Source organism: Roseibaca sp. Y0-43, assembly GCF_020667835.1.
In the GTDB taxonomy this organism is placed as follows: domain Bacteria; phylum Pseudomonadota; class Alphaproteobacteria; order Rhodobacterales; family Rhodobacteraceae; genus Roseinatronobacter.
The window spans coordinates 107,074-120,536 of sequence record NZ_JAFMPR010000007.1 but is presented as its reverse complement, the minus strand read 5'-3'; the positions used below and the strand labels follow the sequence as shown (position 1 = coordinate 120,536).

General features: G+C 61.7%; 13 protein-coding genes. 6 read left to right on the top strand and 7 right to left on the bottom strand.

From position 1 onward, the window contains the following. Positions 1–121: 121 nt before the first annotated feature. Positions 122–1,015, bottom strand: coding sequence for a UTP--glucose-1-phosphate uridylyltransferase (locus J1C52_RS10700; protein WP_227427930.1), 894 nt, complete (start codon positions 1,013–1,015; stop codon positions 122–124). A gap of 122 nt (positions 1,016–1,137) precedes the next feature. Further along, complete coding sequence (cysQ, locus tag J1C52_RS10695) at positions 1,138–1,941, bottom strand: 3'(2'),5'-bisphosphate nucleotidase CysQ (RefSeq protein WP_227427929.1); 804 nt, start codon at positions 1,939–1,941, stop codon at positions 1,138–1,140. A gap of 102 nt (positions 1,942–2,043) precedes the next feature. Between cysQ and J1C52_RS10690 the strand changes: the two genes are divergently transcribed. Genes J1C52_RS10690 through J1C52_RS10665 form a run of 6 tightly spaced genes read left to right on the top strand, consistent with a single transcriptional unit; the run spans position 2,044 to position 7,355 of the window. Then, on the top strand, positions 2,044–2,865 hold the full coding sequence (locus tag J1C52_RS10690; protein ID WP_227427928.1) for an ABC transporter permease: 822 nt from the start codon (positions 2,044–2,046) through the stop codon (positions 2,863–2,865). Positions 2,866–2,917: 52 nt separating this feature from the next. Then, complete coding sequence (locus tag J1C52_RS10685) at positions 2,918–3,121, top strand: hypothetical protein (RefSeq protein WP_227427927.1); 204 nt, start codon at positions 2,918–2,920, stop codon at positions 3,119–3,121. After that, positions 3,118–3,966: an urea carboxylase-associated family protein gene (locus tag J1C52_RS10680; RefSeq protein ID WP_227427926.1), complete on the top strand. Its 849-nt coding sequence runs from the start codon at positions 3,118–3,120 to the stop codon at positions 3,964–3,966. Before J1C52_RS10685 ends, J1C52_RS10680 begins: the two co-directional genes overlap by 4 nt. A 56-nt stretch (positions 3,967–4,022) precedes the next feature. Then, on the top strand, positions 4,023–5,822 hold the full coding sequence (gene lepA / locus J1C52_RS10675; protein WP_227427925.1) for a translation elongation factor 4: 1,800 nt from the start codon (positions 4,023–4,025) through the stop codon (positions 5,820–5,822). Positions 5,823–5,859: 37 nt separating this feature from the next. Next, a complete protein-coding gene (locus J1C52_RS10670) occupies positions 5,860–6,993 on the top strand; it encodes a hypothetical protein (protein WP_227427924.1) in 1,134 nt (377 codons plus the stop codon). After that, complete coding sequence (locus J1C52_RS10665; protein WP_227427923.1) at positions 6,990–7,355, top strand: hypothetical protein; 366 nt, start codon at positions 6,990–6,992, stop codon at positions 7,353–7,355. The genes J1C52_RS10670 and J1C52_RS10665 overlap by 4 nt, the downstream gene beginning before the upstream one ends. 12 nt (positions 7,356–7,367) lie before the next feature. Here the strand turns inward: J1C52_RS10665 and J1C52_RS10660 are convergent, their stop codons facing one another. From J1C52_RS10660 to J1C52_RS10640, 5 genes are all read right to left on the bottom strand, one after another. Continuing rightward, complete coding sequence (locus J1C52_RS10660; protein ID WP_227427922.1) at positions 7,368–9,206, bottom strand: ABC-F family ATP-binding cassette domain-containing protein; 1,839 nt, start codon at positions 9,204–9,206, stop codon at positions 7,368–7,370. 38 nt (positions 9,207–9,244) lie between these two features. Then, a complete protein-coding gene (locus tag J1C52_RS10655) occupies positions 9,245–10,411 on the bottom strand; it encodes a DUF1501 domain-containing protein (RefSeq protein WP_227427921.1) in 1,167 nt (388 codons plus the stop codon). A 9-nt stretch (positions 10,412–10,420) separates the two neighbouring features. Beyond that, positions 10,421–11,689, bottom strand: coding sequence for a DUF1800 domain-containing protein (locus J1C52_RS10650; protein WP_227427920.1), 1,269 nt, complete (start codon positions 11,687–11,689; stop codon positions 10,421–10,423). 152 nt (positions 11,690–11,841) lie between these two features. Further along, positions 11,842–13,053 (bottom strand): beta-ketoacyl-[acyl-carrier-protein] synthase family protein, encoded by a 1,212-nt coding sequence (locus J1C52_RS10645; protein WP_227427919.1) that lies wholly within the window; start codon positions 13,051–13,053, stop codon positions 11,842–11,844. Continuing rightward, positions 13,050–13,337, bottom strand: coding sequence for an acyl carrier protein (locus J1C52_RS10640; RefSeq protein WP_227427918.1), 288 nt, complete (start codon positions 13,335–13,337; stop codon positions 13,050–13,052). The genes J1C52_RS10645 and J1C52_RS10640 overlap by 4 nt, the downstream gene beginning before the upstream one ends. Between the last annotated feature and the right edge of the window lie 126 nt (positions 13,338–13,463).

Sequence of the window (13,463 nt, the reverse complement as noted above, 5' to 3'; positions counted from 1 at the left end):
CGCGCCCTTTGCCAAGCCTGACCCACAGAAGCGCGAAGCCACCCAAAGCGCAAGCCGTAAGCGCCAAACCGAAAAAGGGCGCCTAGCTGGCGCCCTTCATCTTGTGGGTTGCATCTTGAGCTTATTCAGCCGCCTGACGCTGCGCCATCAGGTCAACAAGGAATTCATCCAGCTCGTCATGCAGCTCTTCGCGGGCCAGACCGAAGGCCACGGTCGCTTGCAGGAAACCGGCCTTGGACCCGCAGTCGAAGCGCTGACCGTCGAAGCGGTAGCCGAAGACATTGCGCTTCTCGGCAATCTCGCGGGCGATAGCGTCGGTGAGCTGGATTTCGCCACCTGCGCCCGGCTTGATCTCGCCCAGGTGCTTCATCACGTCGGGCGACAGGATGTAGCGACCGATGGCGGCCAGGTTCGAGGGCTGCGTGCCCGGCGCGGGCTTTTCGACCATGCCGTGCATCGGCAGGGTGCGGCCAATCGCGGGCGGCACGTCCATGATGCCATAGCTCGATGCCATATGCGGCGCGACTTCCATCGCCGCGATCATGTTGCCGCCGGTTTCCTGATAGGCTTCAACCATCTGTTGCAGACAGGGCTTTTCTGCCGCGATCACGTCATCGGGCAGCAGGACCGCGAAGGGCTCATTCCCGATCAGGTGACGCGCGCACCACACCGCGTGGCCAAGGCCCAGCGCCTGATGCTGGCGGACATAGGCAATCGCGCCGCTATCCATGTTGGTAGCTTCCAGCGTTTCCAGAAGCGCGGTCTTGCCCTTGGCTTTTAGCGACGCTTCCAGTTCCGGCGCGCGGTCGAAATAATCCTCCAGTGCGCCCTTGCCGCGCGAGGTCACGAAGATGAACTCGGTGATGCCCGCCGCGCGTGCCTCGTCGATCGCGTATTGGATCAGCGGGCGGTCGACCAGCGTCATGATCTCTTTCGGGACCGACTTGGTTGCGGGCAGGAAGCGGGTGCCCATGCCTGCGACGGGAAAGACGGCTTTCGTGACCTTGCGATTCATTCCATGCTCCATTCTGGATGCCAAGTTAACATGGCGCCAGAAAGCCGTTGGAATGCGGCAGCTTTACGGTCAGAATCGGGGCAGAAAGGGAAAAGTTAACGAATTCGTTAACGCCCGCCGCCTTATTCCGGTTGAACCAAGGACACGGCAGGGTTGCGGGCAATGAAGAAGGGATTCTCGTAGCCCGGCTTGCCATAGCGCAAGGGGGTGTGATCGTCGAAGCGCAGCACCTCGCCACCCGCGCCGCGCAAGACCGCATCGCCCGCCGCCGTGTCCCATTCCATGGTGCGGCCAAGCCGGGGGTAGAAATCGGCCTCGCCCGCTGCGACAAGGCAGAATTTCAGCGAAGACCCCGCGCTGCGCATGTCACCCACGCCATAGCGGTTGATATAGTCATCCGTCGCGGCATCGCGGTGGGATTTGGACGCCACCACGATCAGCTTCTCCGCATCGGGGGTGCTAAGATGCAGCTTGCGCGTCTCGCCCGCACGCGCGGGGTCGAAGGGGCCGATCTCTTCCAAGCTGGCGCCATCGGCATCGGTGTAGAACATGCGCCCCTTGGCGGGGGCATAGACAATGCCCGCCACCGGCACGCCATCTTGCACCAGCGCAATATTGACGGTGAAATCGCCGCGCCGCTTGATGAATTCCTTGGTGCCATCCAGCGGGTCCACGATCAGGAAGGTCGCCGCACTCTCGGCATGGGTTGCGGCCTGCTCCTCTGTCACAAGGGTGATGTCGGGGCATTCGGCCCGCAGGCCCGCGCTGATGATGTCATCGGCCAAGCGGTCGGCGCGGGTGACGGGGCTGTCGTCATCCTTGCTTTCCACACCCATATCGGCGCTGTCATAGACCCCCATAATCGCATCCCCGGCTTGCAGGGCCAGACGGCGGAAAAGGGCGACGCGGGCGATGGGATCCAGCATGAAAGCTCCTGAAATTATGGGCAAGATTGTCGATTGCCCCGTTTTCGTCTAGATTGCGTGTATAGTTACCGCGACTACAGGCGACAATCGGAAAGCGGCTTCATGTTCAGCCCCACCTCATCGCAATCCTTCGCATGGCGGCTTTGGCACACGCTGGAGCTGATTTTCACGCAGGCTGTCCGAAACGTCCGCAAAAGCCACGGCAATGCGATTATCGGGCTGTTGCTGAACATTGCCCAGACCATGCTGCTGGTCGGTGTGTTCCTGCTGATCTTCGTCTTTGCCGGTGCGCGCGGGGCTGCGATCCGTGGCGACACGCTGATCTACCTGATGAGCGGGGTCGTGCTGTTCATGGCGCATATCAAGACGCTTTCGGCGGTGGCCACGGCAGACGGGCCGAATTCGGCCATGATGAAGCACCGCCCCATGAACCCCATCGTCGCCATCGGCGGCGCGGCGCTTGCAGAGCTTTACATCCAGACCCTGTCGGTCGCGGTGATCCTGTTTCTGTATCACACGATCTGGACACCCGTTGTCATCGACCGCCCCTTCGGCGCTTTCGCCATGCTGTTGTCGGTCTGGCTGTCGGGTCTGGCTATCGGGATCGTGATGTATGCCATTCGCCCCTGGTTCCCGTCGGTCGCAAAGCTGATGACAACGCTGATTTCGCGCATGAACATGGTGGCGTCGGGCAAGTTTTTCCTTGCCAACACCCTGCCCTCCAGCGTGCTGCCGTATTTCCTGTGGAACCCGCTGTTTCACGCCATCGACCAGGCGCGCGGCTTTGCCTTCATCAACTACAACCCCATGCATACATGGGCCTATTACCCGGTCATCTTCAGCCTGTGCGTGATCGTGGTCGGCATGTTGGGCGAGTTCTATACCCGCAACCGCGCCTCGTTGTCTTGGGCGGCGCGACAGTAAAGCCGCCCGCGCTTGGCTTGAAATTCCGCGTCAGTCGCGCCAGTTTCAGCATATGTTTCTGATCCTCGGCCTTGTCATCGTTTTTGCCGCGATCCTGATCCTGCGCCCATGGCAGCGGCGCGGGTGCCGCTGGCGCGAGGATCGGCGCGCCTTGGCGGATGGGCGCGTGCTGCATGTTTGTGCGGCCTGCGGGGCTGAACTGGCCCTACCGCGTGGGCGCAGCCCGAAACACTGCCTTGCCGGAGCGCAGAAATGACCAAACCGCCCCAAGACGCCGACACCCGCCGCGCGGTGGCCCCGGTTATTTGCTACCCGAACGACACCCTGCCCCGGCCTGACCTCGCCCTCTATGCAAAGGCGCGGGACAGCGCGCAGCCTGTTGCCCGTGTGACCATCCCCCCACGCGAGGCGCGCGCCTTTCATGTGGGCGCGGGCAGTTTCTGTCGCATCAGTTGCCCCGATGGCCCGCAAGTGGGCGATCTGAACCTGTTTGCCGCGCGCAACCTGTCAGAGCGGTTCTTTTCCGGCAAAACCCGCGCGCTGCATGGCAGCCATGTCAGCACGGGCGACCGGCTATGGTCCTGCCTGCCCTATCTGCGCCCCATGGCCACGATCACCCATGATACGCTGGCATGGTATGGCGTGGACGAATATGGCGGGCGGGTGCATGACGTGATCGGCACACGCTGCGACCCCTATACGAACCACCTGCTGCACGGGGCGGAATATCACCACACCTGCCATTCCAACCTGACCCGCGCTTTGGCCGAGGAAACCGGCCTGCCGCTGGCAGAGGCAGAGCCGCATGTCCATGACGTGATGAATGTCTTCATGTGCACGGGCTTTACCCGCGACACCGGGCAGTATTTCATGAAGGCGACGCCAGCGCGGGCAGGCGACCATATAGAGTTCTTTGCCGAGATCGACCTGATGGGCGTGCTATCGGCCTGCCCCGGCGGCGATTGCGGGGCGGAACACAGCTCTGACACCGCGACATGCCACCCGCTGGAGGTGACGGTCTTCGCCCCGCGCGCGGGCACGTTAGATGGCTGGTATTCGCCAAGCTACAATGGCTATTCCCGCCGCCACGCCACCACGTAACCCAACCCCGCGAAGCCATATTGACCGGGGCCGCAAAGCGCGACATATCAGCGAACATGACACAGCTTTCCCATATCCGGAACTTCTCGATCGTGGCGCATATCGACCACGGAAAATCCACCCTGGCGGACCGGCTTATCCAGTCCACCGGCACGGTTGCCGACCGTGACATGAAAGAGCAGATGCTCGACGCGATGGATATCGAGCGCGAGCGCGGCATCACGATCAAGGCCAATACCGTGCGCATCGACTATGTCGCGCAGGATGGGGAGCATTACGTCCTGAACCTGATCGACACGCCGGGGCATGTGGACTTCGCCTATGAAGTCTCGCGCTCCATGCAAGCGGTCGAAGGGTCGCTGCTGGTGGTGGACGCGTCCCAAGGGGTGGAAGCGCAGACGCTGGCCAATGTCTATACCGCGATAGAGGCCGACCATGAAATCGTGCCGGTCCTGAACAAGATCGACCTGCCCGCCGCCGAACCCGACCGGGTCAAGGAACAGATCGAGGATGTGATCGGGCTGGACGCCTCCGACTCGGTCCTGATTTCCGCCAAATCCGGACTTGGCATTCCCGACGTGCTGGAAGCCATCGTCAAACGCCTGCCCGCCCCCAAGGGCGACCGCGACGCGCCGCTGAAGGCGATGCTGGTGGATAGCTGGTATGACGCTTACCTGGGCGTCGTCGTGCTGATCCGCGTCATGGACGGCGTCATCCGCAAGGGCGACAACATCCGCATGATGCAGACGGGCGCGAAATACGGCATCGACAAGCTGGCGGTGCTGAAACCCGCCATGGTCGATGTGGCCGAACTTGGACCGGGCGAGATCGGGGTTTTCACCGCCTCGATCAAGCAGGTCCGCGACACCAAGGTGGGCGACACCATCACGCATGACAAGAAACCCTGCGCCAAGGCGCTGCCGGGGTTCAAACCCTCTGTGCCCGTGGTGTTCTGTGGCCTGTTCCCGGTCGATTCCGCCGAATTCGAAGACCTGCGCAGCGCGATCGAGAAACTGGCGCTGAACGACGCGTCCTTTACCTACGAGATGGAAAGCTCCGCCGCGCTTGGCTTCGGGTTCCGCTGCGGGTTCCTCGGACTCTTGCACCTCGAAGTCGTCCGCGACCGGCTGGAGCGCGAATACGGCATCGACCTGATCACCACCGCGCCCTCGGTCGTCTACCATGTGCATATGAAGGATGGCGAGGTGATCGAACTGCACAACCCCGCCGACCTGCCCGACCTGACCTATGTCGACCATGTGGAAGAGCCGCGCATCAAGGCCACGATCCTTGTGCCCGATGATTACTTGGGCGATGTGCTGAAACTGTGTCAGGACCGCCGCGGTATCCAGATGGAACTGACCTATGCGGGCAGCCGCGCGATGGTCGTCTATGACCTGCCGCTGAACGAGGTGGTGTTCGATTTCTACGACCGTCTGAAATCCATCACCAAGGGCTATGCGTCTTTCGATTATGAAATCACCGGCTACCGAGAGGACAAGCTGGTGAAGATGCAGATCCTTGTGAATGACGAACCGGTCGATGCGCTGTCGATGATGGTCCACCGCGACCGGGCAGAGATGCGCGGCCGCGCGATGTGCGAAAAGCTGAAAGAGCTGATCCCCCGCCACATGTTCAAAATCCCGATCCAGGCGGCGATTGGCGGCAAGGTGATTGCCCGCGAAACGCTGGCGGCGCTGCGCAAGGACGTGACGGCGAAATGCTACGGCGGCGACGTGACCCGCAAGAAAAAGCTGCTGGAGAAGCAGAAAGCGGGTAAGAAGAAGATGCGCCAGTTCGGGAAGGTGGAGATTCCGCAGCAGGCGTTTATAAGCGCGTTGAAGATGGATGGGTGAACAAATTTGATAAGAATGATTTACGGTGGAAAACGCAATGGGAGAAGATACACAAGACTTTGTTAAGATGTGCTTTAAAGGTGCAAGATTCGATTTGGAATTCATTCCAGTCGATGCCCTTCCTGCTGTCCACAAATACCAAGATCTTCTCTTGAAGATTGCTAAAGAAATATGGAAGGAAGAAAATCCCGATAAACAGAATCTGCCAAAAAACTTTAATAGGCTTTTTGAACTTGGACTACGCGGTGTAATTACTACCAAGAGTAAAGTAGTCTCGTTACCGCGGAAGCCGGTAGACCCCGATCTTTTTGGTAATACCTCCTTTGATTATGTTTTTGCGGAAGCTCAAGAGAAACTTTCAGCGGCACTCGTAGCTGCAAACCAAAATACTCATATCTCACCACTCCCTGAGAGTTCACTTGCGAGTCTAAAAACTATTTCACGGACCATAAAACCTGGTGAATATATCGATGTTTTTCCAAAGTCATCAGCTAGTGGAGAAAAATCCTTTAGGATTTCAGAAAAGAGTATTCAAAAAATAATTGATGCGTCCCTTCGCAGAGAGAATAAGGCTTTACGTGGGCATGGCTTCGTTTCTGGGATCTCTGAAAACCCATCTAGCGTGCGCATCACAAGCTCTTTCGGCGCCTTCAATTATGAGATTGACTGGGCAATACTAAGAAGCGATCCAAAATATCACATGGGATCAGTAGTTTATTTCGATATTTTTGCGGAAGTTGACAACTCGTCAACGATCCGAAGGACTATCAGAAACAATGCGCTATCGAGCGCAACTATCACTCCAAAAGGTCAAGAACTTCAAGCGCGCATTAAAGGAATTTCAGAAATCCAAGAAGGTTGGCTTGATGGAAAGGGAAAGCGACCCTCACATAAAACCGTAATGCGCTCTTTGGACATCGCACAATTCCTGTCTCTTAAATATCCCGAAGTTTCTGTGTTCATCGAAGACTCTGGCGAAGTCGACTTCGAGTGGACAACTGGTTCCCTTGCGGCTTCCCTGTTGGTTGGGGATGACGTGTTTTTGCTTGGGGTAAGCGATCTTGAATCTGATAAATTCAGGGAGAAATCCTTCAACGGAATATCTTCCGTTCTACTCAGACAAATAGAAAACGTTGAATTATTTTTAAGACGATGGATGCCTTCCAAATGACCGAATTTGGACTTCACCGAAATGTTCACCCTCAACACATGGATGGTCTTACTGTTGGACCACAAGCGTTTTCGCCCACAAGTGAGGAAGAATATCAATTGAGTTTGGACTGCGAGCGCGTGTGGTCAGCTAAAAAGAGCTATCAACACAGAACTCTTAAGCTAGGAAGAAGCTCCACTGGGGTTTGGACGATTTCACGAAGTGTTTTTCAGAGCTTGGGCATTCCCATAAATGTGGATAAAACAGAAGATAACCCCTCTCATTCCCTTGCTGTTTTTCCAAAAGAGCGTGCCAAGCGCCGCGATCTCAGTCGCAGGTTAGTAGCAGCTGCAAATAAAGGGGCATTTTCTTTGCTTAAATGATCTCATGGGGGGCTACCCCGCCTCCGCCCTCTCCGCCAAGTCCAGCCACTCCTCTTCCGCCGCCGCCAGCGCCTCTTGGCGTTGGGTCAGCGCCTCGGTCGCTTTGCGGAATTTCACCGGCTCGCGGGTGAAAAGCTCGGCATCTGACAACAGCTCCTCCAGCTTGCCGATCTCGGCCTCCAGCCGGGCGATCTCTGCTGGCAGCTTCTCCAGCCGGTGCGCCTCGGTAAAGGACAACCCTTTCGCCTTCGCCGCCGGTTTCGCGGCGGGCTTCTCGGCGGGCGTCCCTTCAGGTTTCTCTGGGGCCGCCGCTTTCGCGGGCTTGGCCGCAGGCGCCGCCCCCTCGCCCCGTTGCGCCAGATAATCCGACCAACCGCCCGCATAGGCGGTCACGCGGCCCTGCCCTTCGAACACCAGCGTGGTCGTCGCCAGCCGGTCGATGAAATCGCGGTCATGGCTGACCAGCAGCACCGTGCCGTCGAAGCTGCCCAGCAGGTCTTGCAGCAGGTCCAGCGTTTCCACGTCCAGATCGTTCGTGGGTTCGTCCAGCACCAGCAGGTTCGCCGGTTGCGCCATGATCCGCGCGAGCAAAAGCCGCGCCTTCTCGCCGCCGGACAAGGACCGCACCGGCGCGCGGGCCTGCGATTCGTCGAAGAGGAATTCCTTCAGATACCCCACCACATGCCGGGGCGTGCCGCGCACCATGACCTGATCGGCCTGCCCCGACACCGCCATCAGCGGATCGCCCGTCAGGTTCTCCCACAGCGACGCATTCGGGTCGAGCTGCGCGCGGGTCTGGTCGAACACCGCCGTTTGCAGATTGGTGCCCAGCCGGATCGTGCCTTGGTCGGCCTGCTCCTGCCCGGTCATCAGGCGCAGAAGCGTGGTCTTGCCCACGCCGTTGGGGCCGATCATGGCCACGCATTCCCCGCGCATCACCCGCAGCGAGAAATCGCGCAGGATGGTCCGGTCGCCATAGGATTTGGACACATGGTCCAGTTCCGCCACCAGCTTGCCCGAGGGGGCGGCGCTGTCAAAGGCCATCGCCGCCGTGCCCTGCCGCTTGATCTGGCTTGCGCGTTCGGCGCGCAGCGCAGCCAGCGCCCGCACCCGGCCCTGGTTGCGCTTGCGGCGCGCGGAAATCCCCTCGACCGCCCAGCGCGCTTCGGCCTTGATCTTGCGGTTCAGCTTGTGGCGGGCGTCATCCTCTTCGGCCCAAACCTTGTCGCGCCAGTCCTCGAACCCCTCGAACCCCGCTTCGCGGCGGCGCACCTGGCCCCGGTCCACCCAAAGCGTGGCGCGGGTCAGCGCGCGCAGAAAGGCGCGGTCGTGGCTGATGAGGACAAAGGCCGCGCGGGTGTCGCGCAGGCGCTCTTCCAGCCATTGGATGGCGGCGATGTCCAGATGGTTGGTCGGCTCGTCCAAGAGCATGAGTTCCGGCGCTTCGGCCAGAAGCCGCGCCAGCGCCGCGCGGCGACGCTCGCCGCCAGAGGCGCGGGCCGGGTCGAGGCTTGGGTCGAAATGCAGCCCCTCGGCGGCGATGTCCACGCGCCACTGCTCGGACGGGTCCAGCAACTGCATGGCATAGTCCCCAAGCGTGGCAAAGCCCGCGAAATCGCGGTCTTGCTCCATATAGCCCACGGTTATGCCCGGCGGCAGCGTGCGCGTGCCGGTGTCGGGTTCCACAAGCCCCGCCATGATCTTCATCAGCGTCGATTTGCCCGACCCGTTGCGCCCCACAAGCGCCACGCGGTCGCCGGGTTGAACGGTCAGATCCAGCCCCTCCAGCAGCGGATTGCCGCCAAAGCCAAGGCCGATTCCAGAGAGTTGTAACAGAGGTGCTTGTGCCATGTCGCGCATATAGGCCGCGCGGCGCGGCGGGGGAAGCGCTAAAGCAAGAGGCCGGGATTGTCGCCCATGTCGAGGCCGGGAAAGACCGTGCGGGTCAGGTCTGACACGCGCAGCCCATACATGTCGCGCAAGGCCCAGGCCGCGTAGGCGCGCACGTCGCTCAGTGGCATCAGGTCGCGCCCATCGTAAAGCGCGGCTTCCGACAGCCCCGGCCAGCCGCCAAGCACACGCCCCCCTTTCAGCGCGCCGCCCGCCAGCAACATCGCCCCGCCGGTGCCGTGATCGGTGCCGCCAGTGCCGTTTTCGCGCGCGGTTCGGCCGAATTCGGTCATGGCCAGAACGGTGGTGCGCGCCCAAATGGCACCAAGTTCGGCGCGCAGCGTCAGGATGGTGGTTTGCAGGTTGCGCAGCGCCGGGCGCAGGCGGCGGGCCTGCTGGACATGCGTGTCAAAGCCCGACAGCGACAGGCTGGCGATACGCGTTTCGCCGCGCAACTGTTCGCCAAGATAGCGCGCCAGAACCTCGCCCGCGGGACCGCCCTGATCCTCCATCATGCCAGATGCCATGCCCATTTCCAGCGCGGTCAGCCCCGCCTCTGAAAACAAGGGGTCTTGGCCATACAGGTAGTCCAGAAGCAGCCGCGCCTGCGGGCTCAGGTCCAGTTCGGTGCCGGGGGACCAATGGGTCATCGGGGCGGTGCCGTCCAGAATGCGCATCCGCTCGCGCCCGACGGCAAACGCGGTGCGCGCGGTGACACCGGGCAACAGCGTCAGCGTGCGGTTCAGCCAACCATCGCGGGCGCGCGCAGCATCGTCATCAGGCGTGCCTGCTTCCAGCAGGTCTTGCCCGTCGAAATGGCTGCGCTTGTCGCGATACGGGGTCGAGGTCGCGGGCACAAATGCCAGCTCCCCGGCCTGCCAAAGGGGGGCCAAATCCGACAACACCGGGTGCAGCGCAAAAAAACCGTTGCCCAAGGGCGTGCCACCTTCCGACAGGCTGGGGCGCAGTGCTGCAAAATGCGCGTCCCCCGTTGGGCGCAACACGTCCAGCCCGTCCATCGCGCCGCGCAGCACGATCACCACAAGGCGGTTCTCGCCCGGCGCGCTGGCCATGGCGATGGGTGTCAGGAACGGGCTTGCGGCGGCAGAGCAGCCAAGGGCTGCAACCTGTTGTAGAAACGCGCGGCGGGTCGGGTCGTGGCGCATGAAAGCCCCCTAGCAGCGGTTGAAATCGGGCGAGGCAAGGATCACGGCGATGCCTTCGCCCCGTGTTTCGGCGGCACGCGCGGCGCGCAGCAGCGCGGGGCTTGCCATGTCGCCCATCGCGACTGTCACGAAATCACGCGGGTCGGGCACCTGCGGCAGCAGGGCTTGCAGCCCCATGGCCCAGTCGATCCGCGCGGCCAACGCCTGCGGTGTGATCCATGCGCCCGCGTCATCGTCATAGCCCGCAGGCGACGGAACTGCTTCATGCGGCTGGCCCATCAGTTGCAACGGCAGGTGCAAGCTGTTGCGCGTCGTGCCTATATCCAGCTTGCGGATCGTGGCAGGCTTAATGCCGGTCACGCGCAGGCTTGCGGCGATCCAGTTCAGCGGCGTGCGGGTCTTGGCCAGCGTCGCACCCCAAGCCGCCGGGTGTTCTAGCATGGCCCGGTAAAGCGCGCGCAAATCCCCGCCAGAGGCAAGATAGCTGGCCTGCATATGCGCGACGAGCTGCGGGTCGGGCGCATCCGCCACAAAATGCCGTGCCAGTTTGCCCGCCAGATGCGCGGCGGTCTCTGGCCGCAGGGCAAGATCGTCGAGCGCCTCGAAAACATGGCTTTCCTTGACCGGGCGGCCACCATAGCGCTTGCCGAAAATCTCTATCAGGCCGGGTTCCGCGATGCGCGGATCGAATTTGTAGCCTTGCTCAAGGTCGAAGGTCACGCCGGTCAAAAGCCGCGCCATCTGGGTCACGTCATCTTGCGTGTAATCGCCGTCCACGCCCAGCGTGTGCAATTCCAGCAATTCGCGCGCGAGGTTCTCGTTGATCCCCCGCCCCGTGCGCCGCCCGACCCGGCTGAACGGGCCGACAGAGCGGTTCTGGTTCAGATAATTCTGCATCACCGGGTGCAGCACCGCGGCGCGCAGCAATTGCGCGAAATCACCCGCGATATGGGGACGGATGGCTTCCTCGATATACGCCGTGCGGGCCGAATTGAAGCGCCCCGGCCGGGTATCGGCGGCGAAGTGATTGGCCCAGAAATCGACAAGGCGCTGGCGAAAGCCCACGGGTTCAGCCACGCGGCGGGCTATATCTTGGCGCAGATCGACCAGCGCGTCGCGGCGATCAGCGCGGGACAACTGCTCGACCTGTTCCATGATCTTCTCGGCCGGCACCTCGCCCCGCTGCGCGCGAATCCGGGTGCGTTGCGCTTCACGTTCCAGCCGGCTGCTGAACGGCGTGATCCGGGCAGCCGGAGCGGCGTGGTCGAGATCCGCCATCAAGGCCGGCGGTCCGATTGCGCCGGATGACGTGGCGAGCGGGCCAAGCCCAAACCGTATGATCCCCAAAGTTGACACCGTCACAGCGCGCACTCGTTCAGTTCGCCCAAGTGGTGCGCGCTGGGCGCGCGGTCTGTCAAGTCAAAGCTTGGTCAGTCGGCGCGGCGCAGAACGAGCACGGCATTCAACCCGCCAAAGGCGAAGGCATTGCTCATAACCGCATCGACCCGTGCCGCGCGCGCCTCGTTCGGCACCACGTCGAGCGGACAGTCCGGGTCGGCTTCGGTGAAATTGACGGTCGGGGCCAGAACGCCCTCTCGCAGCGCCATCAGGCAGGCCAGCAATTCGACCGCGCTGGTGCCCCCGATCAGGTGGCCATGCATGGATTTGGTCGACGACACCGGGCAATCGGCCAGATGACCGCCCATGACTTCGGTCAAGGCTTGCGCTTCGGTCTTGTCATTGGCGGTCGTTCCCGTGCCATGAGCGTTCACATAGCCAATGGCATCGGGGGCAAGCCCTGCATCCGCAAGCGCCATGCGCATGGCGCGCACCGGGCCGTCACGGTCGGGCATGACGATGTCGCTGGCGTCAGAGGACAGGCCGAAGCCGGCCACCTCTGCCAAGATCGGCGCACCACGGGCGATAGCGCGCTCGCGTTCCTCGAACACGAAAACCGCGCCCCCCTCGCCCTGCACCATGCCAGAGCGGTCGCGCGAAAAGGGGCGGCAGGTGTCGCGGCTCATCACGCGCAGGCCTTCCCATGCCTTGATGCCGCCAAAGCCCAGCATCGCCTCTGATCCGCCGGTCAGCATGATGTCGGCAAGCCCCGCGCGGATCATCATCAACGCCTGTCCCATCGCGTGATTGGCCGAGGCGCAGGCCGTGGACACGGTAAAGCCCGGCCCTTTCAGCCCGAATTCCATCGACACATGCGATGCAGCGGCGTTGTGCATCAGGCGCGGCACCACGAACGGGTGCACGCGGTTCTTGCCCTCTGCATAGACCGCGCGGTAATTGTCATCGACCGTCAGGTTACCGCCGCCCGCCGTGCCCAGCACCACGCCCGCGCGCAGGCGATCGGCGTCGGACAGCTCCAGCCCCGATTGCGCCATCGCCTCGCGTGCGCTGACAAGGGCGATCTGGGTGAAGCGGTCCAGAAGTGGCAAGGCGTTGCGGGAAAAATGCGCCGCCGGATCAAAATCCGCGATCTCTGCCCCGATCTGCACGCTCAGGCGGTCCACGTCGCGGCAGGTCAGCGGGCCGATGGCCGAGCGGCCCGCCTGCATGGCTGCGAATGTCTGGGCGACATCCGCCCCGAGCGGGTTCAGACTGCCCGCGCCGGTTATGACAACGCGCCTCATGCCGCCTGTTTGGCGATCAAGCCCTCGACCTGCCGGATGATCGCGCCGACTGACGAAATGTCGAAACCGCTTTCATCGGGGTTATTGGCGTTGAAGGGGATCGAGACGTCGAACGCTTCCTCGATCCCGAAAATACACTCGACCAGCCCAAGGCTGTCGAGGTCCAGATCGGCCAGCGTCATGTCATCGCGCAACTCGGACACGTCGACCATGGCCTGTTCGGCAATGATCTCTCTGACGCGCTGCGCGATCGGGTTTTCGTCCAACATGAAATCCAGTCCCATCAGGCACTCTCCTTTGCAGCCGGGATATGCCTTACATCTGGACAGAATGTAACAACTTCATGACGCCGGACAACTGGAAAACACCTCACATCGGCGTAGGTTGCGCAACCAAAACGCCCCGCCACA